Here is a 24,900-nt window from a genome sequence, read left to right on the forward strand (position 1 = left end):
TAATCAAAACTTACGCTTTCGAATGAAAAAACTCGTGGAAGTTGCCTTCATTGATCTCAATGATTTTTTGCTTCATATCAATGGTTGAAAGCTTTAACAACGAGACATATTCATCAACAAGACGTTCATCTACGCCTTCATCTTCTAAAAGAACACCGATTCCCGCAACATTTGCATTAAATTCCTCAAGCAAATTCATCATGCCGTTAATGGTTCCGCCCGCTTTCATAAAATCATCAATGATCAACACATTGGAGCCTTTATCTAAGCTGCGCTTTGCAAGGGACATGGTTTGAATTCGGTTAGAAGAACCTGACGCATAATTAATACTGACAGTTGATCCTTCGGTTACCTTATTATCTTTTCTAACGATCACAACAGGCACATTTAAATAACCCGCAACAGAATAGGCAATTGGAATCCCCTTTGTCGCAACGGTCATGACGACATCAATCGCACGGTCCGCAAAGATGGTCGCAAACAGCTTACCGATTTTCGCAAGAATCGATGGATTGCCTAAAACATCGGTTAAATATAAATAACCGCCAGGAAGTACACGTTCAGGAGTTGATAATGCCTCTCCGATATCGTTTACTACGTCATCTGCTTCTTTTAGGTGAATTTTTGGAATATATTTCACTCCGCCAGCAGCGCCAGGTACAGTAAGCAATGTGCCGATTCCCTGCTGTTCGAAGGTCTGTTTGATAATCGTTAAGTCTTCACTAATGGAGGACTTTGCAGATTGATATCGCTCTGCAAAAAAAGTTAAAGGTACTAGTACGTGCGGGTGGGCTAACAAATAATTTGTTAAGTCCACCAATCTGCCGCTTCGACGAAACTTCATGAACTTACCCCCAGAACCCGAATAATTTATGAATAATATAACTTAATATACGGATTTAATCAAGGGCATTTTGTTCGCCGATCATGCGGACAGCGTATACTTGATCACAAAATCCTCTCAGTCCGTTATATATTCTTTGTACCTTCGATTCATATTGAATCAGGCCAAATACAGTTGGGCCGCTTCCACTCATTAATACAGCATCAGCACCGAAACGCTTCATCTGTCTTTTGATCATATCTACTTCCGGATACATCTTTAATGTCACAGACTCCAGAACGTTACCGAGTGAGCCGCACATCTCTTTATAATCTTTCGCTTCAATGGCTTCAATCATACGCTGTACATTTGGGTGTTCTACTTTGCTTGCGTCATATTGTCTATAAACTTCAGCTGTAGATACCCCAATCACCGGCTTCGCTAAAATCACCCAGCAATGCGGCGGTGTCGCGATATGCTTCAGTTTTTCTCCACGTCCTGTCGCTAGTGCTGTGCCTCCGTGTACACAAAAAGACACATCTGAGCCGATCTCCGCTCCAAGCTCAGCTAGTTCATCTAACGTGAGATTTAACTTCCACAAACGGTTTAACCCGCGAAGCGCTGCTGCAGCATCACTGCTGCCTCCAGCTAAACCTGCTGCAACAGGAATTGCTTTTGTGATGACAATCGATACCCCTTTTTGAATACCGAACCTTGTTTTGAGTAATTTAGCCGCCTGATAAGCCAAGTTACGCTGATCATCTGGCACAAATCGATTATGAGATGATACACGGATTTCATCTTTGTCCAGCTCCGTCAGCTCAAGTCGATCTGCAAGGTCTATTGTTGTCATCACCATCTCCACTTCGTGATATCCATCCGGTCTTTTTCCATGAACATCAAGTGAGAGATTAATTTTTGCCGGTGCTTTTTCTAAAATACGCAAACATTTCACCTACTTCTCCATCTAAACATAAGTATCAATATTGTATCACATTTGATGGTTCTGATGAATATTGGCTTTTACGCCCAGCACACTGACTTTTTCAACAAAAAAAGCCAGAGACACCCGAGGTATCCCTGACCATTTTTCTATCGTTGATTCTCATCCTGAGCCATGTGCTGCTGAGCTAACTCGATGGCACGTTTGACCATATTACCTGCGTCACGCGCACGAATTTCTCCCCAGCCTCCATTTTTGACGGTATCATAAAATCCAAGATCCTTCGCCAGCTCGTATTTGAACTCATCTGACATAATGCCTCGGCGTCTACCCAAACGAAACAGCCCCTTTAGTCGAGAATTCGAATCAGTGCCACTGCTTTTGTGGCTTTCTTATTTTGTATCGAATCCTTTGTTTTACCCCTTTCAAAAAATGGACAGACTCCCATTCAGAAAAAAAGGCAAAACAAAAAGCAGTAAACAAGAAGTTCACTGCCCATTAATAGGCGACTGAGCTAGCGGCATCATCGAACGTTAATTCGACCGTCTCAGTCAGTATATCTGCATAACTGTAAGAAACTCTTTCAAACGAATTCTCATCTTGATCTAATTGAATCACAAATACAGAAGGGTACGTTTCAGCTAAAATGCCCGAACGCTCAATTGTTTTACGGCGGCCTCCGTTAGCCTTTAACGTCAAACGTTTACCTAAGTTACCATCAAGCGATCTTTTGATGTCGGACAAAGTCTTCGCCATTGCATCCACCTCACTGAGATAATTATACAACAACGGCCCATTTTTGTCAAATAAAAATTAAATTATATCAACCAACACGAGCCATTGTCAACAAAATAATTTTGACAAACTTCTACCTTTTCTCCTCCCTATTTTTCTCAAATTCCGGTGAATTATGTATCCATTTGAAATTTCTTTTTACACATAAAAAAAACCAGACTGAAATCAGTCGGGTTATGTCGATTCATGGTCTTTTTTATATGGCATACCTACCCTTAAAACACCCTTCGTCTCAATGCCTCCGAGACCTTTTTCTCTTGTTAATGTATTACGAAGCACATCCCACACATTGATTCGATCTACAAATGGAGTGAAGCTGATCTTCGCAACGATATAGACGGGGTCGAGCGCATGGATGTTCACACGTGAAGGTGAGCTTGCAAAATTGGCACCTGCTTGGATCAATGATTCGAAATGAGATTGACAGGCACCAGCAAAGATCACAAGCTGATCTAAATGAGGAATTTTCTTTCTTGCTTTTTGAACCGTCTCAACGAAATGACGAGAATGGCGATAAGCACCGATATCATTTACGCCGCCTTTTTGCTTGGAATACGCGTCATGCCCTGTAATGACCAAAATATCAGGCCGATATTGATCAAGTAACGAGTCAATCACACTTGGCATTTTCTTCTCATGACAATGCACTCCGTACACAGGCACACCAATTCGTTCATATACATCTAAGCATTTCTTTAAGTATGAAGCATCTCCATCTAAATGAAGGACCTTTCCAGGCATGTGAAAATACTGCTCCTGATGCTGATATTGTCCAGAAGTATAATACTCTTGTTTTTCACGCAGCAGCTGATAATCCTGTCTTAGTAAGTCGAGCGATTCATTAATCTTCCGTTCGTCGTCCTTCTCCCTTGTCAACTGCTCCTCTTTTTGAATCAAGACGAGATCCGACATCTTAGCATCAGCAATCAGCCTCACTTCATTCCCATGCAATATGGCAGTGGCTTCGTGCTGATCTGTCTCATCAATTCGAATGATTCGAAACATAATATCCATTTGATAGGATGCCCTCGTCACCATATCTCCTATTTGAAATTGCATGCTTTTCACTCCACAATCAGGCTCATATCCTGTTGGTATCGTCTTGCCCTAAACATATTCATCTTTCATATGTGCTGTTCTTTCTAGCCTATGCCTGAACAGTTGAAGTGGTGAAGAACAAAAGAAAAAGACCTTACGATAGGGCTTTTTGTAAAACATTCGACAATCTGGCAAATTCCTCAATGGATAATGATTCTCCGCGGCGCTTTCCATCAATATCTGCTGTTTGAAGAGCTTCCTCGATGATCGCTTTATGTTTTTTTCCATCAGGAAAATTGTTCATCAAATTATTCATCAATGTTTTCCGGCGCTGGCCAAAGCTCGCTCGGATCAATTGAAAGAAAAACGCATCATTTTCTACTGAGACAGCAGGCGTTTCACGAACAGTCAGCTTAATCACAGCCGAATCAACATTTGGCTGAGGAACAAAAACCGTTTTAGGCACAACCATCACCGTTTTTGCTTCCGTATAAAATTGAACTGCGATAGACAATGAATTGTATTCCTTTGATGAAGGGACAGCTGCCATACGATCTGCTACTTCTTTTTGCAGCATGACCACGATCCCTTTCAATGGAAGGTTTTCTTCAAGCAATTTCATAATAATCGGTGTTGTCACGTAATACGGAAGGTTGGCTACGACCATCACTTCTTTACAGTCAGCAAAATTTTCTTCGATGACCTTTCTCACATCCGCCTTTAATACATCTTGATGAATAATCGTGACATTATCATATGGAGAAAGCGTATCGTTTAAAATAGGCAATAAACGCTGATCGATTTCAAAAGCGGTGACTTTCTTTGCACGTTTAGCGAGCTGCTCTGTCAATGCGCCGATACCAGGCCCAATTTCAATGACGCCGGTCTCATCTGTAACCTCTGCGTGATCGACAATGCGATCTAAAATATTTGTATCAATTAAGAAGTTCTGCCCTAAGCTCTTTTTAAAAGAGAAACCGTACTTCTTCAGTATTTCCTTCGTTCTGACGGGTGTCGCAATATCTTTATTCATCGGCTTCCTCCTGCATGACGGTCTTTAAGGCCGCAATAAAATCATGTTTGGTTATTTGGAACATGTGAAGGCGCTTTTGCAGCTGCTTCGCATTGGTATATCCTATATTTAAAAGCACTCCTAGTCGTTCGCGGCGGCGTTTCGATGCTTCGCCTCCGATAAGGCCTGCGTCAAATAAGTCGTCTAATGTAATGTCACTTTCCGATTCTTCCATTTCTTCATGGACATGGGCAAGACATTCCCGAATACTGTCCAAGGAAGCATGCTCGACACCAATTCCTTTATCCCGCTTCGCCTTCGCAAGATGCTTTGGCAAAAAAGCGTGCTTACAGCCAGGAACCGCCTCTGCGATGGTTTTACGGATCTTCTCACCAGGAAAATCAGGATCTGTTAAAATAATGACCCCTCTCGTCTCCTGAGCAAGACGCACTTGTTGTATGACTGTATCGCCAATGGCAGATCCGTTTGTTTCGATTGTATCTGCATCAACCGCCATCTTCACTCTGGCAGTGTCATCACGACCCTCCACCACAATGATTTCTTTGATTTTCATGTATTCCTCCGCTTGCAAAAACAATCTACATTTTTTGGTTAAAAAAACGAAACCTTTCATGCTGTTTTTGCGTCTAATTAATTAGAAAACAGTGCTTCTATTATAACCAAAAAAACAGAGGGTGCGCAAAGCCCTCTGTTCATATAAATGATTTGATGTGTTTATTTGAGTACTCTAATTTTCACTCGTTTATTTCCCCATTGATAAGCTGCCGACTTACTTGGGACGAACACATCAATTTTATTCCCTTTTATAGCAGATCCAGTGTCTGATGCAACGGCATAACCATAGCCTTCCACATATACTTTTGAGCCCAGCGGAATGACACTCGGATCAACTGCTATGACCTTTGCACCCGGATTCGCTTTTAAATCAAAACCTGTAGACGTTCTGCCCGTACATCCAGCACAGCTCGCTGTATAGGCTGTTGACGCCACATAAAATTCTTTTCCTGAAGACTCATTGCTTCGTGAAACCACAGGGGACGCTGTAGGCTCCTTTTTGGTCACTTGTGTACCAATAGCCACTAAACGGTCCTTACTATCTTTTTCGGTCACTTCTTTAATCAATTCTTTAGACACCACTTTGCCGTTTTCTTTCACAATGGCATAGTGCTTCTTCAATTTACCTTCTTCACCTTTTTTAAGTACCTTCTCTTTCCCTTTTTCAAGAGAATGGTCCTTTTTATGTTTGGTATCAAAAGCAATTTTCTCTTCCACTACATCGGTGACTTTTTCCACCCGAGTGATCTTTATATCTGCGCTCTTTTTAGAAAGGTTACTATGTAACGCAGGCTTGATCTTATCGTGCTTCTTGAGCTTCAGCTCTTGTTGCTTTAAAAAGTCAGCGACCGTAGTCGAAGTGGTCCACACTTTTTTATCTTTTCCTCCATCATTTAAGCTGACCTGGAAGGCCTGCTGAACCACAAGATTCATATCCTTTGTTAACTTGTCATTCTTTCCTGGAGTGACTTGATCGTGCTTCCCAATATCTATCTTCTCATTCTTCAATAATGCTCCAACCGTCTGATCTGTTGTCCATATCGTTTTCTCTTTCCCATCTAGGGTCAGATGAACCGGTATAGCCGCATCATACACAATGTTCATGTTGTCTTGAATCTTTGTATTTAGACTTGGAGAGATATGATCCTCCGCCTTGGTCCTTATGCCAAGGTCTGAAAGCAGCTGTGCTACTGTCTCTTCATGTGTACGAATTGTCTTCTCTTTACCATTGATTGAAATGGTAATAGACTGCTTAGTGAGCTCATGCGCACCGTAAGCCGTCCCAGTTCCAGCTAAAAGCAAGCAAACAACTAGTAATAAAACCTTGCCTTTTCCTAGCTTAACAGAAAACAGATTTTTCATTTTTTGTACGATGAAAAACGCCTCCTTCTCCTCGGAGAGATTATATAGAGTATCTCAAAACCTGTCAACCCTTCCACCCACTGTACAAAAATGCTCGATTGTAAACCTATTATGGGAGATTTATGGAAAGAAGGGAAGAAAGACTTATCGACAACTTATCCTATGAGGAGGCGCAAACGTGTAGAACTTTTTCGTTATGTTTCACAATTGGACAAGCTTAAACAAGGATTGACATCATATACTGTCAGTTTATACGGAAAACTTTTTTTGCATTTTTTGTTGTCAATTCGGCAAGCTCTTCAAAGCTGATTTCTCTCAGCTCCGCAATCTGTTCTGCGATATATTTGACATAACTTGGCTCGTTACGTTTCCCCCTAAATGGCACTGGCGTTAAGTATGGGCAGTCTGTTTCAATCAAAAGCCGGTCACTTGGTATCTCTTTTACAACTTCTTTTGGCTTTTTGGCATTTTTAAATGTCACGGGTCCACCGAATGAGATGTAAAAATTCATATCCATACACACTTTTGCAGTTTCTAAGCTGCCCGTAAAGCAGTGCATAATACCTCCAACCTCAGCTGCTCCCTCTTCCTTTAAAATCGTCACGACATCTTCCGTTGCGTCACGGTTATGAATAACAATTGGAAGATTCACTTCCTTCGCAAGAGCAATTTGGCGTCTAAAGACTTCCTTTTGTACATCTTTTGGTGACTTGTCCCAATAGTAATCCAGACCCATTTCTCCAATCGCAACCACTTTTTCGTGTTGAGATAAATCTTTAATCCAAGCCAAATCTTCATCTGTCATATCAATAGCATCGACTGGATGCCAGCCGATAGCTGCATATATGAAATCATACTCTTCAATTAATTCCATCGCTCTCGTAATTGTCGGACGGTCAAACCCCACCACCACGATTTTTTCAACTTTTTCACTTTTCGCTCTTTCGATCACCTGCTCTAAGTCTTCATTGTATTGTTCTGCATTTAAGTGGGCATGTGTATCAAATAACATTGTTGATTGCTCCTTTCGACAATTCTTCTAAAAAACAAAAGGTGTTCGACGAAATGTTACACGTGGAACACCTTTGTTGATTTATAAAATTTTTGTTCCATTTGCTAGAGATTGATCTACTTCAAGAACCTGCAATTTCCCGCCTGTTTCCCCAGTTAAAATCATTCCCTGGGAAATTTCCCCTCTGAGTTTAACTGGTGTAAGATTCGCTACGCAAACGAGCTTTTTCCCTACTAATTCCTCTGGTTGATAGTGCTTGGCAATCCCTGAGACTATTTGTCTTTTTTCAAATCCAAAATCAAGCTGAAGCTTTAAGAGACGATCCGCTTTCTTCACTGGGGCTACTTCCAATACCTGTGCAACTCGAAGATCGACTTTTGAGAAATCATCAAATGCAATTTCTGCTCCCAGCTCAGGTAATTCCGTTTCTTCGATTTCCACTTTCTCTTCTTCTACCTTAGGTGCACTTCCCTGCATTTTTTCTTTAATGTAGGCTACTTCTTCTTCAACCTCTAAACGCGGGAACAAAGGCTCGCCTTTTTGTACCGTCGCATGTTGAATTGCACCAAATGATAGGATACTATCCCAGCTTTTGAGCTTCTCTTCTTCAATTCCAAGCTGGAAGAAGATTTTCTCAGGTGTTTTCGTTAGGAATGGCGTTAAGAGGACTGCTGTGATTCGAAGTGATTCTGCTAAATGATACATAACAGAATGCAATTCTTTTCGTTTTGTTTCATCCTTTGCCAGCACCCATGGAGCTGTTTGATCAATATATTTATTGGTTCTGCTGATTAATGTCCAAACATTTGAAAGAGCCACAGAGAATTCAAGGTTTTCCATCGCCTCTTCATAGGCTTTGACGGTTTGCTCAGCGACTGCTTTCAGCTCTTCATCAAACTCATTAACAGGGCCCTTATAGCTGCTTAAAGTGCCGTCAAAATATTTTTGGACCATCGCAACTGTACGATTAAGCAAGTTACCTAAATCATTGGCAAGGTCATAGTTTACACGTTCCACGAATCCTTCTGGTGTAAACACACCATCCGCACCAAATGGTACTTCGCGAAGCAGATAATAACGGAGGGCATCGAGGCCATAGCGATCAATTAATGTGACCGGATCTACCACATTCCCTTTTGATTTAGACATTTTGCCATCTTTCATGAGCAGCCAGCCGTGTGCGAAAATTTGCTTCGGTAGAGGCAGATCTAATGCCATCAACATAATCGGCCAATAAATCGTATGGAAGCGTACAATTTCTTTTCCTACGAGATGTACGTTGGCAGGCCAATATTTTTTATATTTCTCATCTTGATCTGTTCCATAGCCAATCGCAGTTAAATAGTTGAATAACGCATCAATCCATACATAAATGACGTGTTTTGGATTGTTAGGAACTTTAATTCCCCAATCAAAGGTTGTTCTTGATACGGCTAAATCCTCTAAACCTGGTTTAATGAAGTTATTAATCATTTCATTCTTTCTTGATTCAGGCTGAATAAACGATGGATTCTTTTCGTAATAATCGAGCAAACGATCCGCATACTTACTCATACGAAAGAAATATGATTCCTCTTTAATTAATTCAACAGGGTGTCCGCTGTCAGGACTTTTCCCGCCAATGACTTCCCCTTTCTCATTACGCTCAACATCAATAAGCTGTGTTTCCGTATAGAATGTCTCATCAGGAATACTGTACCAGCCCTCATATTGATCTAAATAAATATCGCCTTGATCAAGAAGTTTTTGGAAGACCTGCTCGATGATTTTCGTATGTCTTTTTTCTGTTGTACGGATGAAGTCATCATTCGAAATGTCGAGTTTCTTCCATAATGATTTAATGTCTTCAACGACTGGATCTAAATACTCGATTGGTGTGATATTTTGTTCCTCAGCTTTTTGCTGAATTTTTTGTCCGTGCTCATCTGTACCCGTTAAATACATCACATCATAGCCTTGAAGACGTTTATAACGAGCCATAGCATCTCCTGCTACTGTCGTATAAGCATGTCCAATATGTAATTTTCCGCTCGGATAGTAAATAGGTGTGGTCAAATAAAACGTTTTTTTCTTTTCCGGCATGTCGGAACCTCCTGCGTGTGTGTAAATGTCAAAAACTCCCGCCCAATGGACGAGAGCGGTTATCATCATTACATGAAAATGTGTCAGATCAATTCATTTAATTTTGCACTTGTGCTTTCTCTATGATACCATCTTAGCCTTTAAGATCAAGCATATATACATAGAACGAGATGAAATGATCGAAAAAGATGAGTTTTTCGAAAAAAACGACAAACCCGTCGACATTTTGTCGAATATTGTCGTATGAAATCTATTTCCAGATTTACAATTGGCTAAATTAGGGCAAAAGTCTTGTTAATCTGATCTCGTCATTTCTTATATTTTCATAGAAAAAGCCTACAAAATCCTTATACAGCAGTAGTTTCAAGGTCTTTTGACTTTAAGAGTCATATTTTACAAACAATAGTAAACAAAATGATTGACGATTTATGGAAACCTTGTTATGCTAGGAATGTAAGGAATTTGTCGAATAATGACGAAGATAATATTATTTTAGTAATAAGAACTTTTTGGGAGGAGAATGAAGATGAAATCTACAGGTATTGTACGTAAAGTTGACGAATTAGGACGCGTGGTGATTCCAATCGAACTTCGCCGTACGCTAGGAATCGCTGAAAAAGACGCTTTGGAAATTTATGTTGATGATGAAAAAATTATCCTAAAAAAATATAAACCAAACATGACTTGCCAAGTAACAGGTGAAGTATCAGACGATAACCTTAAACTTGCTAATGGTAAATTAGTTCTTAGCCGTGAAGGTGCAGAGCAAATCATTAACGAAATCCAAAACCAACTTCAATCACAAAAATAAGTTTCATATAAAAAAGGTTCTTGCACCGTTTGCAAGAACCTTTCTTTATTGTTCAATATGATAGGCATCGTATATCGTGCGCTTTGGCACACCACGTTCGACAGCTGTACGTTTAATGGCTTCCTTCGACGTTAATCCTTCCTCTATGTAATGAATCACATGTTCTTTTTCAGATAAGGACGTCCACCATGCTTCTTCATTCAGCTCTTCTTCAGCTTGATCATTTCCTTGCACTACAAGACAGAACTCACCCCGAATTTGATTCTCCGCAGCCCATGTCAGCACAGATTCTAAATCCCCACGAATAAACTCTTCGAATTTTTTCGTTAGTTCTCTCGTAATGGCGATGTTCCGATTTCCCCACACTTCCTTCATCAAAGTCAGCGTTTCTTTTAACCGATGAGGCGCTTCATAGAAAATGATCGTTTCTTGGCGTTTCTTCAAGGCTTCAAGCTGCTTTTTCTTTTCTTTTTTTTGACGGTCGAGAAAACCATAAAAGAAAAATGGCTGAGGCGCGATTCCTGATGCAATGAGTGCCGTTAGTGCAGCATTTGCGCCAGGTAACGGAATGACATAGCCTCCGATGCTAGTAAAATCTCTTACCACTTCAGCCCCTGGATCTGAAATCGTCGGTAAACCAGCATCACTCACGAGCGCGATACTTTTCCCTTCTTTTAGCCATTCGATTAACTTGTGGCCGCTGCTGTCTTTGTTATGCTCATGATAACTCGTTAAGGGTGTATCAATTTCGTATACATGACAAAGCTTTTTCGTTTGCCTTGTATCTTCTGCGGCAATATAGTCTACATCTTTTAACGTTTGTATCGCTCGGAACGTCATATCTTCTAGATTTCCAATCGGGGTTGGGACGAGATAAAGAATGCCCATGTCAGATTGACCATCAAAGCTTTTCTGTGTCTTTTTCATGTGCCGCCTCCTTTTCCATTCGCATTTCTTCTATATACATGTCTTTCTTTTTCCGTGTCCACGTTTTGAAACGATATTCTTGCTGCATGGCTTCTCTTTTGGTTGCAAAACATTCATGATAAAAAAGCTCAACCGGCCGTCTCGCTCTTGTATACTTTGCTCCTTTTCCACTATTGTGGGTCATCAATCTTTTTTGTAAATCATTTGTATAACCTGCATACAGGCTGCCATCTACACATTTTAATACATAGAAGTAATGATTATGCTTCTCCATACAGTATCGTCCTGATTTCATCTGTATACTCCTGATCTTCCCCATAAACAAAAAGAGGCGGGAGAATTTTCAGATCTGGTTTTCCATCTTTTATGCCCTCTACCAAGATGGTATTGGCTTCTTTCCCTTGTTTGGGATAAACAAATTGAATTCGTTTCGGCTCAATTCGGTATTTCTTCATTAATTCCACAATCTCAAGCAGCCGTCCTGGTCGATGAACCATCGCCAGTTTCCCCCCTTGCTTTAGCAGCGTGGAAGAAACACGAATCACATCTTCTAATGTACAATGAATTTCATGCCGGGCAATCGCCAAGTATTCATTTTCATTGATTTCATCCTTAGAAGGTGTTTTAAAATATGGCGGGTTACATGTAATCACATCAACTTTATGGTTGCCGTAGCGTTCCGGCATATCATTCAAGTCACCATGAATCAATTCGATCTGGTGCGCAAGTTGATTATACTCCACACTTCTTTTGGCCATATCAAACAACCGTTCTTGAATTTCAACACCCGTAATCGAGGCCTTAGATCGAGTCGAAAGCAGCAATGGCACAATGCCATTTCCGGTACAAAGGTCAATGATTTCCCCTTTTTGGATTGGCACATAAGCAAATTTAGCTAATAACACTGCGTCCAATGAAAAGGCAAACACAGTTTTACTTTGAATAATCTTCATATCTTCGGCGAGCAGGTAATCTAAACGTTCATCTTCTCTTAACGAAACCATGATGTATCCTTTCTTTTCCTGTGAAAAAGGCTTCCGATTCAGCGGAAGCCTTTTCTCATTTTTTATTTAAAAATGACAGACAGAACAAACAGTCTCCCTCTTTACGAATGCTCCCATAATGTACATTACAAATATGGAAGCCCTCCTGATATAATCGGGCCAGGTTATCATGACCTTCTCCTATATCAGAATGACTTGCCTTCTGGGCAGAATCATTCTCTGCCTCAGACGATTTATCTCGATCTGACTGATCCAGACGTTCACGCAAGTGCTGATTCTCCATCTGCAGCTGATGATTTTCTTCAATCACTTCACCGATATGATTTTTCAAATCACCTAACTGGCGATAAAGAGAACCGATTTGTTCTTCTAAATTAATCACCGTATCAAATAGTTCCTTTTTATCCAAGGTGGCACACCTCGTTACTCAGTTGTTTGTGCAGATACAACGCCTTCTTGTAATAATTCTTCCCATGTATATTCTATCACTTTTTCTTGCCCGGTTAATTCAACTTGCAAAATTCGTTCTAAAATATTGAGCCCCACTACCTTTGCAGAGCCATTAGACGTCTGAATCGTTTCGCCGATATCCGGTAATTGTTCCTTCGCTGTTTCATACTCATCATTCTCATATTTCAAGCAGCACATCAAGCGGCCGCATAGTCCTGAAATTTTTGTAGGATTTAACGATAGATTTTGATCCTTTGCCATCTTAATCGACACTGGTTCAAAGTCTCCTAAGAATGTCGAACAGCAAAGCATTCGCCCGCAAGGACCAATGCCTCCAAGCATTTTTGCCTCGTCTCTTACACCAATCTGGCGAAGTTCAATTCTCGTTTTGAAGATTGATGCAAGATCCTTCACTAGCTCACGGAAATCAACTCTGCCATCTGCTGTGAAGTAGAAGATGACCTTGTTGCGGTCAAATGTAAACTCAACATCGACCAGTTTCATTTCCAGCCCATGTTCACTTACCTTCTGAAGACATGTATCAAAGGCTGTCATCGCTGCTTCTTTGTTTTCCTCAACGATGAGTCGGTCTCGTTCGTCTGCTACACGAATGACTTTACGCAGAGGGAGAACCACATCGTGTTCATCTACTTTTTTGTTGGCGATGACCACTTGTCCGTACTCAACCCCTCTGACTGTTTCTACAATGACACAACTATCATTTTCTATATGAAATCCATTAGGATCGAAATAATAGATTTTGCCCGCTTTTTTAAAGCGAACACCAATTACGTTGTACAAGCTTATCCCTCCTGCAACATCAACACCAATTGCTCCATCAGCCCTTGGGCATTCACGTTGGATTGAAGTCTCTTTTTCGCTTCTAATACAGCAAGGATCTGGCTGGTCACCATCTGCTGTGTGGAATGCAGCGCATGCTGCTTCATTGTCTGGAATAAGTCTTGATAAATGACTTTATCTTCATTTCCTATTTGAATCGACAATACATCACGATATATAAATAAAAGCATATCCAGACCTGTTTCTTGAAGGTCTTTCTCTTTGAAAAAAGGCATCCATTGATCCTGAATATAAAAAAATGCATGTTCTTTTCGCTGGTGTAAGACTTCATACAATTTTATCACTTTCGCTCTAGACTCTGCAAACTGATCATTTCGACTTAATTCGAGTGCTTCTGCTAAATTATTGGTTAAATTCGACAAAAGCCTTGCGAGATGCTGAGATACGCCTTCTTGTAAAAGCTGCTGCTCCAAGGATTGTGGCTGCAGCGGCTGAAAGCTGAGCATCTGACATCTTGAAATAATCGTATCCAGCATTTTATGCGATTGCTCAGTGATTAAAACCGCCATCGTTTCCCGATTGGGCTCCTCTAGGAACTTCAATAAACTGTTCGCGGCATTGACCGTCATTTTGTCCGCATGAAGAATAATATACATTTTCCGGTGAGATTCTACACCCGCTTTTGTAAATTCCTCCTGCAGTGCCTGCACTTGCGCCTTCTTAATTGATTGGCCATCGGGCTGCACAAGATGTAAATCGGGATGGTTTCCTGATGCAATCCTTTTGCAGTTTTGACAGGATTCACATGGTTTCACTCCTGATTCCAAACAAAAAAAGCTCTTAGCCAACAGCATCGCTGCATCCAGCTTACCGGTTCCTTTTTTCCCTTCAAATAAGTAGGCATGCGCAAGTCGGTCTTTTTCAATACTATTAAAAATCAGCCGCATGACGCGCGGCTGCAAATCATTCATGTCATCCCAGCTAATTGCCATGTTATCACTCTCTATGTGTAAAGGTTAATCAATAAACCTTTTATTTCTCCAATACGTTCAAGCAAATCAATAGATGGTTTCTCTTGGTCCATCATTTCCTCGGTTAATTCAATCAGCTTTTCATCTAAGGCTTTGACTAAAGCAAGTGTACGTGTGTTGCCATAAATGTCAAAGCTTCTTGATGTTTCTATATTTAATCCATTATCGACTGTCTCTTTCACAAAGCGCTTCACCAGTCCTTTAAACCTAGCCAAATCCTTTAGGTTTCGTGACTTCGCCAGCTTTTTACCGAACACTTCGATATCACTGAGCATGACCGTCAGCTGTTCTAAGCGCAGTTTGCCGCTTTGCGTCTCCATCGAAGCTTTAAAGGAAGCAGATGTCTGGTTTCCTTTCAATGCTTGAAGTTCACGCTTTTCTAGACGCAGCCGCATATCTTGATTAATTTTCACAGCAACCCATCCTTAAAATTGATGAAATTGTTCTACTGGCAGAATAAAAACAGTAGCTCCGCCAACTTCAACCTCAACAGGGTATGGTACGTATGAATCTGCATTTCCACCCATTGGGGATACAGGCGCAATCATTTGATCACGTTTACGGCAATTTTCTTTTATAAGCTGTAATGCTTTATCCACTCGGACATCATCACAACCAATAATAAAAGTCGTATTCCCAGACTTTAAAAACCCACCAGTTGAAGCTAATTTTGTCACGCCGAAATGATGTTCAGTCAATATTTTCAACAACTTGCTGCTATCTTGGTCCTGTACAACGGCAACAATTAATTTCATTTGATTGGCCTCCTTTATTTTAGGCACAGATGACATGCCGATGTCTTCCTCTATATTATAACAACGATTGGGAATTAGGTCATATTTGATTTTGCTTTAATGTGTCCTGAATTAATTGGAGGACTTCTTCATAGACAGCCTGCATCGGCTGAGAAGCATCCACTACACGGAATCGTTCTGGTGATTGTGCAATAAGCAGTTCATAGCCTTCTCTGACCAGCTGGTGGAAATTCAGCGTCTCCATGTCTAATCGATTCTTTTCTCTTCCCTGGTTGGCATCAATTCGCTTTAGCCCTTCCTCAGGTGTAATAGAAAAATAAATGGTCATTTGCGGCATCGTGCCATTAATAGCAAAATCGTTAATTGATTTTACTGCTTCAATCCCAAGCCCTCTCGCATAGCCTTGATAAGCAAGGGAGCTATCAACAAAACGATCACATAAAACTGTCTGCCCGCGCTGTAATGCCGGTTCTACCTTCTCAGCCAAATGCTGCCTTCTTGCCGCTGCATATAGCAAAGCTTCTGTTTTCGCGTCCATTTTTGTGTTTTTTTCATTTAAAATGACTTCACGAATCTGTTCTGCAATGTCAATGCCGCCAGGCTCACGTGTCGCCATCACTTCATATCCTTGGCGTTCCATTTCTTCATACACTTTTCGAATCACTGTCGTTTTTCCGGCACCCTCTGGCCCTTCAAACGTAATAAACATACCGCTCATAGTGTCTCCTCTTCTATATAAACATATAATTTTCTCTGATGAATCACCTGACTCGCTTGAACATGAACCTGATGTCCTAGCAAACGGCTTAAAGCCGCGATTTGATCGATTTCAATACGTTCTCCCTTAACGATCAAAGGAATACCCGGTGGATATGGTATAACCGATTCTGCACTAATCCGGCCTGCTGCATGTTCAAATGGGACGGCTTCTATATCCTGTCTATGCTCATTGTTTTCAATAGCCAGTGCCTCTCTTTGGATATGATCTTTTCCTTTGAGATATGAATTGCTTTGATTAAGGGCCTGCTCTATTCGGTTAAAAGGAATATCCTTCTTCTGTTCTAAACCAAAGACAAGTAAAACCTGATGTTCGTCCGCAAGCTCTGGGTGAACCTCCACTGATTCAAGCACTCGTTTCAGTTCATAACCCGTCAGCCCTTTTGTTGATCGAATCACACATTTTAATGGATCGTTAGAAAGCAATTCAGACTCGACTACTTCAAGCTGAGGTATACGGTTGAACTCATTTTTCAGCTCTGCCAGCCCTTTCATCATTCCATCCAGGATCCCTTTTTTCTTGATCTCCTCGACATAGGCCCTTGCCACATCTAATGAGGCCATAATTGGATAGGATGGAGAACTGCTTTGAAGCATCGTGAGGAATGTTTTCAAACGTTTTGCATCCATTCGCCCCCCCTGAAGATGAAGGTAGGAACCCATTGTCATGGCCGGAAGGGTTTTATGTGCTGATTGTACCACCACGTCAGCTCCATAGGAAAGAGCAGATGGAGGAAAAGCGCCGCCTAATACAAAATGTGCACCATGTGCCTCATCAACCAAAACGATCATGCCTGCTTCGTGGCACATGTGAATCAGTTTTGATAAATCAGCTGCATGACCATAGTAGTTCGGATAAGTCAAAACGATCGCCCGGCAATTAGGATGTTTGGCTATGGCTTTTTTGACTGTTTCATCTGTCACATGTGTTGGAACATGTAGATGTTGATCTATCTCAGCTTCTACCATAATAGGCGTTGCTCCTGCAAGCTCAATCGCATGGTAAACAGACTTATGACAATTTCGCTGGACGAAAATCTCATCTCCCGCACGACAGGCTGTCATCACCATCGCTAAATTTCCGACAGTTGTCCCATTCACAAGGAAAAAGCTTTGATCTGAACCATATAGCTTTGCCAATAAATGTTCAGCCTCTTGAATCACACCAGTTGAATGATGAAGATCATCTAATCCTTCAAGCTCTGTTACATCCAGCTGAAGAATTGAGTCATAATAAGTCCGTGCCTCATCAAAAAAGACATCTCCATTGTGATGTCCTGGAACGTGGAAAGAATAAGGTTTCTTTTCCGCATGTTGTACTAATGCTGTATATAAAGGTGTTTTCAAACAAATCGATCCTTTTCACTTTCGATATCTTATGTCTATTATAACGTTCATACAAGGGAACCGAAAGATGGATTCTCATTCCTTTATTGGCTGGTGATTTGTCAGCTGCTGTTCTGCCTCATACATGCTGTTTTTCAATTGAGCACGCTCTTGGCTTCCATGCTCTTTCACCTGTAACGTTTCCTGTAAGGTTTCTGCTAATTGGCGTTGAACCTTTTTCAACGTATCTATAGGTGCAAAAGCTGCTTCTTCAAGACGTTCTCCCTGCTGCTTTGATACCTTTTCGTATGTTTTTTGGATACGATTCTGAAGAGCTGAATTGGCACGCTGCTGAATATGCGTTAACGCAATCGACATTTGGTTGATCCATAGAGGAATGGATGCAGAAACAGTTGATTGAATGTGATTGGCCAATGTATGATTCGTATGCTGGATCATTCGAATTTGGGCATTACATTGCAACGCAATTTGCCGGCTTAACAGCAAATCATATTTCCGTTCCTTCAACCTCTCCATATACTCTTCTGCATTGAATTCCTGACTCATCAATTTCTCCTCTATAGTCCGATTACCAATATGCTGAGTTTCTGATATGATCTGCTTTTCTAAAGTTGTCATTTTCGCTTCAACTGCTGCAACCTGCATCGTCATCTCTTGGAAATAAGTTTGATTTTCTTCAAATAAACGCTCTAATAACATATGATCCGAGATTAATCCGCCTTTTGCATAACGAAGTCTTGCTGATAATCTCTCGATCTGTGATTTTGCATGTTGAAAACGCGATATGATTTCCTGAGTAGAACGCTTCTCCCGCTGAAACAACTTCAAAAAAAAGCCCTGCTTCTTTGGCAGTAAATCCTCAGGTTCTACTATATGCAGCTGGTGCAAAAAGGCCTCAAGCACATCTCCTATTTGATCGATATCTTTTTTCTCAACATATTTCATCATTTGTTGTGATTGTTCCAATAATCGTTCCTGAACACGTGTACCATAGAAAAGCAGCTTTTGCGGATTGTCAGGGATCTGCTCGGCACGCTGTATGGCTTCTTGTTTCTCCTCATCAGATAAGGTATCAAACACCCGAAACTGAAGATTTGTAGTGGAAGCAGTTGATGATCGGATGTGATCTTCTGGTTTCATTGCGTTTGACTCCTTTCATTATTTCTTTATCATTTTATCTGCCACTTCAAGCTCAATATGAAGAGCTTCTATGTCTCTTCCTAATACTTGCTGCAAATCATTCGTCAATTGCTTTTGCAGCTCTGTCAGCGTCACTCGAGTTTGGCTAAGTGTCATTTCCAGCTCATGACTGCGATCAGGCTGATTATACAATAGTGCATATTTTTCAGTTAGTTCAACAACAGAATCCAAGCTTTCGAAATAAAAACGCTGTGCATCATAAAACCGGTTCGGCTCTTTTTTTGTAATCGTATAGATTCGTCGTGCAAGTCTGAGAATTTCATAATTATGTTTGATCGTTTGTACGTTTTTCACAGCAAATAAAGCTTTCTTTAAACGTACAAGCTTTTGTCCTGCTTCTTTTAAATGCTGTTTGATATATACATAATCACTACGAGACAGTCCGTGTTTCTTTAAAAACAACTGGAAAGCAACCCATCTGCTCCCTGCAAACATCACGCCCCACCCTATCATCGCATACAGTATCGATAATCCAACATGATGATGGAAAACCCCAATACTGACGGTTAAAATCACAAGCGAAAAAAAAGTAGAGAGGATGGCCCATATAAATGTATAAAAAATTGATTTCATGTTCATCGACTCCTATGAATAATCAGGCTCTCTGTTTATCTTATTATTAATTACGGATGATGTCCAAACTAAGTTCCAAAAAACAGGCCCAATCCTTCATTGCTCATAAAAAAAGACCATCTAATGGTCTATGAATACAAAGGCGGCGTATGAAGATTTTTAAGCTTTCTAACATAATCGGCATAGCTAGGATCCGAGGTCGATGTAGAAATTAACTTTCGCTCACATTCTCGGCACAAAAACTGATGATATAAATAAATTCCCTTTGTTTTTTTCTCTTCACAAATCAAACAAATCGCTTCTCGCTCTTTTTTGCTCATTGTGACACCTCCACTTATAGCTTCAGTATGCCCTAGTGCTTTCAATTGTATACAAAATTAAGAATGTTTTAGATGGTAGTTTAGTATATGTATCCATGTCAGATCGAGTGTTTGTTCCTTTTCTTAAAAAACAAAAAAGACCAGTTCCAAATGGAACTGATCCTGATAGAAGCTTGGCGGCGTCCTACTCTCACAGGGGGAAACCCCCAACTACCATCGGCGCTGAAGAGCTTAACTTCCGTGTTCGGTATGGGAACGGGTGTGACCTCTTCGCTATCGCCACCAAACCTGATGGAGAGAATGTTCTCTCAAAACTAGATAACAATGTTCATGCTTCACAAATGAATATAGGTTAAGTCCTCGATCTATTAGTATCTGTCAGCTCCACGTGTCACCACGCTTCCACCTCAGACCTATCAACCTGATCATCTTTCAGGGATCTTACTTCCTTGCGGAATGGGAAATCTCATCTTGAGGGGGGCTTCATGCTTAGATGCTTTCAGCACTTATCCCGTCCGCACATAGCTACCCAGCGATGCCCTTGGCAGAACAACTGGTACACCAGCGGTGCGTCCATCCCGGTCCTCTCGTACTAAGGACAGCTCCTCTCAAATTTCCTGCGCCCGCGACGGATAGGGACCGAACTGTCTCACGACGTTCTGAACCCAGCTCGCGTACCGCTTTAATGGGCGAACAGCCCAACCCTTGGGACCGACTACAGCCCCAGGATGCGATGAGCCGACATCGAGGTGCCAAACCTCCCCGTCGATGTGGACTCTTGGGGGAGATAAGCCTGTTATCCCCGGGGTAGCTTTTATCCGTTGAGCGATGGCCCTTCCATGCGGAACCACCGGATCACTAAGCCCGACTTTCGTCCCTGCTCGACTTGTAGGTCTCGCAGTCAAGCTCCCTTGTGCCTTTACACTCTGCGAATGATTTCCAACCATTCTGAGGGAACCTTTGGGCGCCTCCGTTACATTTTAGGAGGCGACCGCCCCAGTCAAACTGCCCACCTGACACTGTCTCCCTGCCCGATAAGGGCAGCGGGTTAGAAGGTCAATACAGCCAGGGTAGTATCCCACCGATGCCTCCACCGAAGCTAGCGCTCCGGTTTCCAAGGCTCCTACCTATCCTGTACAAGCTGTACCAACATTCAATATCAGGCTGCAGTAAAGCTCCACGGGGTCTTTCCGTCCTGTCGCGGGTAACCTGCATCTTCACAGGTACTATAATTTCACCGAGTCTCTCGTTGAGACAGTGCCCAGATCGTTGCGCCTTTCGTGCGGGTCGGAACTTACCCGACAAGGAATTTCGCTACCTTAGGACCGTTATAGTTACGGCCGCCGTTTACTGGGGCTTCAATTCGCACCTTCGCTTACGCTAAGCGCTCCTCTTAACCTTCCAGCACCGGGCAGGCGTCAGCCCTATACTTCGCCTTACGGCTTCGCAGAGACCTGTGTTTTTGCTAAACAGTCGCCTGGGCCTATTCACTGCGGCTTCTCGGGCTTTAACACCCTAAGAAGCACCCCTTCTCCCGAAGTTACGGGGTCATTTTGCCGAGTTCCTTAACGAGAGTTCTCTCGATCACCTTAGGATTCTCTCCTCGCCTACCTGTGTCGGTTTGCGGTACGGGCACCTCTCACCTCGCTAGAGGCTTTTCTTGGCAGTGTGGAATCAGGAACTTCGCTACTAAATTTCGCTCGCCATCACAGCTCAGCCTTTACGGGAAACGGATTTGCCTATTTCCCAGCCTAACTGCTTGGACGCGGATATCCAATACCGCGCTTACCCTATCCTCCTGCGTCCCCCCATTGCTCAAATGGTGAGGAGGTGGTACAGGAATATCAACCTGTTGTCCATCGCCTACGCCTTTCGGCCTCGGCTTAGGTCCCGACTAACCCTGAGCGGACGAGCCTTCCTCAGGAAACCTTAGGCATTCGGTGGACGGGATTCTCACCCGTCTTTCGCTACTCATACCGGCATTCTCACTTCTAAGCGCTCCACCAGTCCTTCCGGTCTGGCTTCACAGCCCTTAGAACGCTCTCCTACCACTGTTCGTAAGAACAGTCCGCAGCTTCGGTGATACGTTTAGCCCCGGTACATTTTCGGCGCAGAGTCACTCGACCAGTGAGCTATTACGCACTCTTTAAATGGTGGCTGCTTCTAAGCCAACATCCTGGTTGTCTAAGCAACTCCACATCCTTTTCCACTTAACGTATACTTTGGGACCTTAGCTGGCGGTCTGGGCTGTTTCCCTTTCGACTACGGATCTTATCACTCGCAGTCTGACTCCCAAGGATAAGTCATCGGCATTCGGAGTTTGACTGAATTCGGTAACCCGGTAGGGGCCCCTAGTCCAATCAGTGCTCTACCTCCGAGACTCTTACCTTGAGGCTAGCCCTAAAGCTATTTCGGAGAGAACCAGCTATCTCCAGGTTCGATTGGCATTTCACCCCTACCCACACCTCATCCCCGCACTTTTCAACGTGCGTGGGTTCGGGCCTCCATTCAGTGTTACCTGAACTTCACCCTGGACATGGGTAGATCACCTGGTTTCGGGTCTACGACCACGTACTCATGCGCCCTATTCAGACTCGCTTTCGCTGCGGCTCCGCATCTTCTGCTTAACCTTGCACGGGATCGTAACTCGCCGGTTCATTCTACAAAAGGCACGCCATCACCCGTTAACGGGCTCTGACTACTTGTAGGCACACGGTTTCAGGATCTATTTCACTCCCCTTCCGGGGTGCTTTTCACCTTTCCCTCACGGTACTGGTTCACTATCGGTCACTAGGGAGTATTTAGCCTTGGGAGATGGTCCTCCCGGATTCCGACGGAATTTCACGTGTTCCGCCGTACTCAGGATCCACTCTGGAGAGAACAACATTTCAGTTACAGGGCTGTTACCTTCTTTGGCGGGCCTTTCCAGACCTCTTCGCTTATATCGTTCCTTTGTAACTCCGTATAGAGTGTCCTACAACCCCAAGAGGCAAGCCTCTTGGTTTGGGCTGTTCCCGTTTCGCTCGCCGCTACTCAGGGAATCGCATTTGCTTTCTCTTCCTCCGGGTACTTAGATGTTTCAGTTCCCCGGGTATGCCTTCTCATACTCTATGTATTCAAGTATGGATACTACTCCATTACGAGCAGTGGGTTTCCCCATTCGGAAATCTCCGGATCAAAGCTTGCTTACAGCTCCCCGAAGCATATCGGTGTTCGTCCCGTCCTTCATCGGCTCCTAGTGCCAAGCATCCACCGTGCGCCCTTTCTAACTTAACCATTTCTTACTTTAGAAAGAATCACTATGTGTGATGAACTTTGCATTGCATTCAATGTGAATGTATTACTTATTGTTATCTAGTTTTCAAAGAACAATCCTGTCTCGCTAGAGACATGTTTTGAAGGAATGATCCTTCAAAACTAAACAAGACGAAAACGCACGCTGCTCCATATATCCTTAGAAAGGAGGTGATCCAGCCGCACCTTCCGATACGGCTACCTTGTTACGACTTCACCCCAATCATCTGCCCCACCTTCGGCGGCTGGCTCCATAAAGGTTACCTCACCGACTTCGGGTGTTGCAAACTCTCGTGGTGTGACGGGCGGTGTGTACAAGGCCCGGGAACGTATTCACCGCGGCATGCTGATCCGCGATTACTAGCGATTCCAGCTTCACGCAGTCGAGTTGCAGACTGCGATCCGAACTGAGAACAGATTTATGGGATTGGCTAAACCTTGCGGTCTTGCAGCCCTTTGTTCTGTCCATTGTAGCACGTGTGTAGCCCAGGTCATAAGGGGCATGATGATTTGACGTCATCCCCACCTTCCTCCGGTTTGTCACCGGCAGTCACCTTAGAGTGCCCAACTAAATGCTGGCAACTAAGATCAAGGGTTGCGCTCGTTGCGGGACTTAACCCAACATCTCACGACACGAGCTGACGACAACCATGCACCACCTGTCACTCTGTCCCCGAAGGGAAAGCCCTATCTCTAGGGTTGTCAGAGGATGTCAAGACCTGGTAAGGTTCTTCGCGTTGCTTCGAATTAAACCACATGCTCCACCGCTTGTGCGGGCCCCCGTCAATTCCTTTGAGTTTCAGTCTTGCGACCGTACTCCCCAGGCGGAGTGCTTAATGCGTTAGCTGCAGCACTAAGGGGCGGAAACCCCCTAACACTTAGCACTCATCGTTTACGGCGTGGACTACCAGGGTATCTAATCCTGTTCGCTCCCCACGCTTTCGCTCCTCAGCGTCAGTTACAGACCAGAGAGTCGCCTCGCCACTGGTGTTCCTCCACATCTCTACGCATTTCACCGCTACACGTGGAATTCCACTCTCCTCTTCTGCACTCAAGTTTCCCAGTTTCCAATGACCCTCCCCGGTTGAGCCGGGGGCTTTCACATCAGACTTAAGAAACCGCCTGCGAGCCCTTTACGCCCAATAATTCCGGACAACGCTTGCCACCTACGTATTACCGCGGCTGCTGGCACGTAGTTAGCCGTGGCTTTCTGGTTAGGTACCGTCAAGGTGCGAGCAGTTACTCTCGCACTTGTTCTTCCCTAACAACAGAGCTTTACGATCCGAAAACCTTCATCACTCACGCGGCGTTGCTCCGTCAGACTTTCGTCCATTGCGGAAGATTCCCTACTGCTGCCTCCCGTAGGAGTCTGGGCCGTGTCTCAGTCCCAGTGTGGCCGATCACCCTCTCAGGTCGGCTACGCATCGTCGCCTTGGTGAGCCATTACCCCACCAACTAGCTAATGCGCCGCGGGTCCATCTGTAAGTGACAGCCGAAACCGTCTTTCATCCTTGAACCATGCGGTTCAAGGAACTATCCGGTATTAGCTCCGGTTTCCCGGAGTTATCCCAGTCTTACAGGCAGGTTACCCACGTGTTACTCACCCGTCCGCCGCTAACATCCGGGAGCAAGCTCCCTTCTGTCCGCTCGACTTGCATGTATTAGGCACGCCGCCAGCGTTCGTCCTGAGCCAGGATCAAACTCTCCGAAAAAGTACAAAACCGAAGTTTTGTTTTTCGTCAGCGTTTGACTGACTACCTATGAAGTATCATAGGATTTTTTTATAAAAACTCGAATTAACAGGTACGTTTTGTCTTGTTTAGTTTTCAAAGATCATGTTCAAAATGGAGCGGGTGATGAGAATCGAACTCACGACATCAGCTTGGAAGGCTGAGGTTTTACCACTAAACTACACCCGCGTGGTTTGTATTGGCGCGCCCGAGAGGAGTCGAACCCCTAACCTTTTG

24 protein-coding genes, 1 tRNA gene and 3 rRNA genes are annotated in these 24,900 nt (G+C 43.1%); 1 reads left to right on the forward strand and 27 read right to left on the reverse strand.

From position 1 onward, the window contains the following. Positions 1-10 precede the first annotated feature (10 nt). From purR to metG, 10 genes are all read right to left on the reverse strand, one after another. A complete protein-coding gene (gene purR / locus AOQ70_RS13220) occupies positions 11-844 on the reverse strand; it encodes a pur operon repressor (RefSeq protein ID WP_024425638.1) in 834 nt (277 codons plus the stop codon). Between the two features lie 55 nt (positions 845-899). Continuing rightward, positions 900-1,769 (reverse strand): 4-(cytidine 5'-diphospho)-2-C-methyl-D-erythritol kinase, encoded by an 870-nt coding sequence (gene ispE, locus AOQ70_RS13225; RefSeq protein WP_019743558.1) that lies wholly within the window; start codon positions 1,767-1,769, stop codon positions 900-902. Between the two features lie 146 nt (positions 1,770-1,915). Next, the gene (locus tag AOQ70_RS13230) at positions 1,916-2,101 is read right to left on the reverse strand and encodes a small, acid-soluble spore protein, alpha/beta type (protein ID WP_012008653.1); all 186 of its coding nucleotides are present in this window, start codon (positions 2,099-2,101) and stop codon (positions 1,916-1,918) included. A gap of 163 nt (positions 2,102-2,264) precedes the next feature. Continuing rightward, positions 2,265-2,522 carry a biofilm formation stimulator Veg gene (veg, locus tag AOQ70_RS13235; protein ID WP_024425637.1) on the reverse strand — a complete coding sequence of 86 codons (258 nt, stop codon included), beginning with the start codon at positions 2,520-2,522 and terminating at the stop codon, positions 2,265-2,267. 213 nt (positions 2,523-2,735) lie between these two features. After that, positions 2,736-3,620: a sporulation peptidase YabG gene (yabG, locus tag AOQ70_RS13240; RefSeq protein ID WP_024427198.1), complete on the reverse strand. Its 885-nt coding sequence runs from the start codon at positions 3,618-3,620 to the stop codon at positions 2,736-2,738. Between the two features lie 133 nt (positions 3,621-3,753). Continuing rightward, entirely contained in the window at positions 3,754-4,632 is an 879-nt protein-coding gene (rsmA, locus tag AOQ70_RS13245; protein ID WP_039175905.1) for a 16S rRNA (adenine(1518)-N(6)/adenine(1519)-N(6))-dimethyltransferase RsmA, read from the reverse strand. After that, entirely contained in the window at positions 4,625-5,185 is a 561-nt protein-coding gene (rnmV, locus tag AOQ70_RS13250; protein WP_017359323.1) for a ribonuclease M5, read from the reverse strand. The genes rsmA and rnmV overlap by 8 nt, the downstream gene beginning before the upstream one ends. Positions 5,186-5,346: 161 nt before the next feature. Beyond that, complete coding sequence (locus AOQ70_RS13255) at positions 5,347-6,549, reverse strand: G5 and 3D domain-containing protein (RefSeq protein WP_047203887.1); 1,203 nt, start codon at positions 6,547-6,549, stop codon at positions 5,347-5,349. 244 nt (positions 6,550-6,793) lie between these two features. Next, positions 6,794-7,561 carry a TatD family hydrolase gene (locus AOQ70_RS13260; RefSeq protein WP_039175897.1) on the reverse strand — a complete coding sequence of 256 codons (768 nt, stop codon included), beginning with the start codon at positions 7,559-7,561 and terminating at the stop codon, positions 6,794-6,796. An 81-nt stretch (positions 7,562-7,642) separates the two neighbouring features. Beyond that, positions 7,643-9,643 carry a methionine--tRNA ligase gene (gene metG / locus AOQ70_RS13265; RefSeq protein ID WP_059376746.1) on the reverse strand — a complete coding sequence of 667 codons (2,001 nt, stop codon included), beginning with the start codon at positions 9,641-9,643 and terminating at the stop codon, positions 7,643-7,645. Between the two features lie 520 nt (positions 9,644-10,163). On the opposite strand from metG, the gene AOQ70_RS13270 reads away from it, so the two are divergent. Further along, the gene (locus AOQ70_RS13270) at positions 10,164-10,454 is read left to right on the forward strand and encodes an AbrB/MazE/SpoVT family DNA-binding domain-containing protein (RefSeq protein ID WP_087975202.1); all 291 of its coding nucleotides are present in this window, start codon (positions 10,164-10,166) and stop codon (positions 10,452-10,454) included. 45 nt (positions 10,455-10,499) lie between these two features. On the opposite strand, the gene rsmI is transcribed toward AOQ70_RS13270, so the two are convergent. The 17 genes from rsmI to AOQ70_RS13355 all read right to left on the reverse strand — a co-directional run bounded on the left by rsmI (position 10,500) and on the right by AOQ70_RS13355 (position 24,852). Further along, complete coding sequence (rsmI, locus tag AOQ70_RS13275; protein WP_058838216.1) at positions 10,500-11,381, reverse strand: 16S rRNA (cytidine(1402)-2'-O)-methyltransferase; 882 nt, start codon at positions 11,379-11,381, stop codon at positions 10,500-10,502. Beyond that, on the reverse strand, positions 11,356-11,655 hold the full coding sequence (locus AOQ70_RS13280) for a GIY-YIG nuclease family protein (protein ID WP_059376749.1): 300 nt from the start codon (positions 11,653-11,655) through the stop codon (positions 11,356-11,358). The genes rsmI and AOQ70_RS13280 overlap by 26 nt, the downstream gene beginning before the upstream one ends. Continuing rightward, positions 11,642-12,385: a tRNA1(Val) (adenine(37)-N6)-methyltransferase gene (locus tag AOQ70_RS13285; RefSeq protein ID WP_024427205.1), complete on the reverse strand. Its 744-nt coding sequence runs from the start codon at positions 12,383-12,385 to the stop codon at positions 11,642-11,644. Before AOQ70_RS13285 ends, AOQ70_RS13280 begins: the two co-directional genes overlap by 14 nt. A 55-nt stretch (positions 12,386-12,440) precedes the next feature. Further along, positions 12,441-12,794 (reverse strand): DNA replication initiation control protein YabA, encoded by a 354-nt coding sequence (gene yabA / locus AOQ70_RS13290; protein WP_039175883.1) that lies wholly within the window; start codon positions 12,792-12,794, stop codon positions 12,441-12,443. A 14-nt stretch (positions 12,795-12,808) separates the two neighbouring features. Further along, positions 12,809-13,636 carry a PSP1 domain-containing protein gene (locus tag AOQ70_RS13295; protein WP_024425628.1) on the reverse strand — a complete coding sequence of 276 codons (828 nt, stop codon included), beginning with the start codon at positions 13,634-13,636 and terminating at the stop codon, positions 12,809-12,811. 2 nt (positions 13,637-13,638) lie between these two features. After that, the gene (holB, locus tag AOQ70_RS13300; RefSeq protein ID WP_024427206.1) at positions 13,639-14,628 is read right to left on the reverse strand and encodes a DNA polymerase III subunit delta'; all 990 of its coding nucleotides are present in this window, start codon (positions 14,626-14,628) and stop codon (positions 13,639-13,641) included. A gap of 11 nt (positions 14,629-14,639) precedes the next feature. After that, a complete protein-coding gene (locus AOQ70_RS13305) occupies positions 14,640-15,080 on the reverse strand; it encodes a YaaR family protein (RefSeq protein ID WP_039175878.1) in 441 nt (146 codons plus the stop codon). Positions 15,081-15,092: 12 nt separating this feature from the next. Beyond that, entirely contained in the window at positions 15,093-15,422 is a 330-nt protein-coding gene (locus AOQ70_RS13310) for a cyclic-di-AMP receptor (RefSeq protein WP_024425625.1), read from the reverse strand. Between the two features lie 79 nt (positions 15,423-15,501). Next, on the reverse strand, positions 15,502-16,140 hold the full coding sequence (gene tmk, locus AOQ70_RS13315; RefSeq protein WP_058838215.1) for a dTMP kinase: 639 nt from the start codon (positions 16,138-16,140) through the stop codon (positions 15,502-15,504). Beyond that, positions 16,137-17,546, reverse strand: a complete 1,410-nt coding sequence (locus AOQ70_RS13320; protein WP_059376751.1) for an aminotransferase class I/II-fold pyridoxal phosphate-dependent enzyme — start codon at positions 17,544-17,546, stop codon at positions 16,137-16,139. The genes tmk and AOQ70_RS13320 overlap by 4 nt, the downstream gene beginning before the upstream one ends. A gap of 75 nt (positions 17,547-17,621) precedes the next feature. Further along, positions 17,622-18,686, reverse strand: coding sequence for a toxic anion resistance protein (locus tag AOQ70_RS13325; RefSeq protein WP_059376753.1), 1,065 nt, complete (start codon positions 18,684-18,686; stop codon positions 17,622-17,624). A gap of 18 nt (positions 18,687-18,704) precedes the next feature. Next, positions 18,705-19,319 (reverse strand): 5-bromo-4-chloroindolyl phosphate hydrolysis family protein, encoded by a 615-nt coding sequence (locus AOQ70_RS13330; RefSeq protein WP_039175866.1) that lies wholly within the window; start codon positions 19,317-19,319, stop codon positions 18,705-18,707. A 128-nt stretch (positions 19,320-19,447) separates the two neighbouring features. After that, on the reverse strand, positions 19,448-19,639 hold the full coding sequence (locus AOQ70_RS13335; protein WP_024425620.1) for a sigma factor G inhibitor Gin: 192 nt from the start codon (positions 19,637-19,639) through the stop codon (positions 19,448-19,450). 171 nt (positions 19,640-19,810) lie between these two features. Continuing rightward, a 5S ribosomal RNA gene (rrf, locus tag AOQ70_RS13340) occupies positions 19,811-19,926 on the reverse strand. 61 nt (positions 19,927-19,987) lie between these two features. Beyond that, positions 19,988-22,915: ribosomal RNA gene (locus AOQ70_RS13345) — 23S ribosomal RNA — on the reverse strand. Positions 22,916-23,097: 182 nt separating this feature from the next. Next, positions 23,098-24,645: ribosomal RNA gene (locus AOQ70_RS13350) — 16S ribosomal RNA — on the reverse strand. Together the 16S, 23S and 5S rRNA genes with 1 tRNA gene alongside form the textbook arrangement of a ribosomal RNA operon. A 133-nt stretch (positions 24,646-24,778) precedes the next feature. Continuing rightward, positions 24,779-24,852 (reverse strand) — tRNA-Gly (locus AOQ70_RS13355). Positions 24,853-24,900: the final 48 nt, after the last annotated feature.

It is taken from the genome of Bacillus sp. AM 13(2015), from assembly GCF_001518755.1.
Lineage (GTDB): Bacteria > Bacillota > Bacilli > Bacillales > Bacillaceae > Bacillus > Bacillus safensis.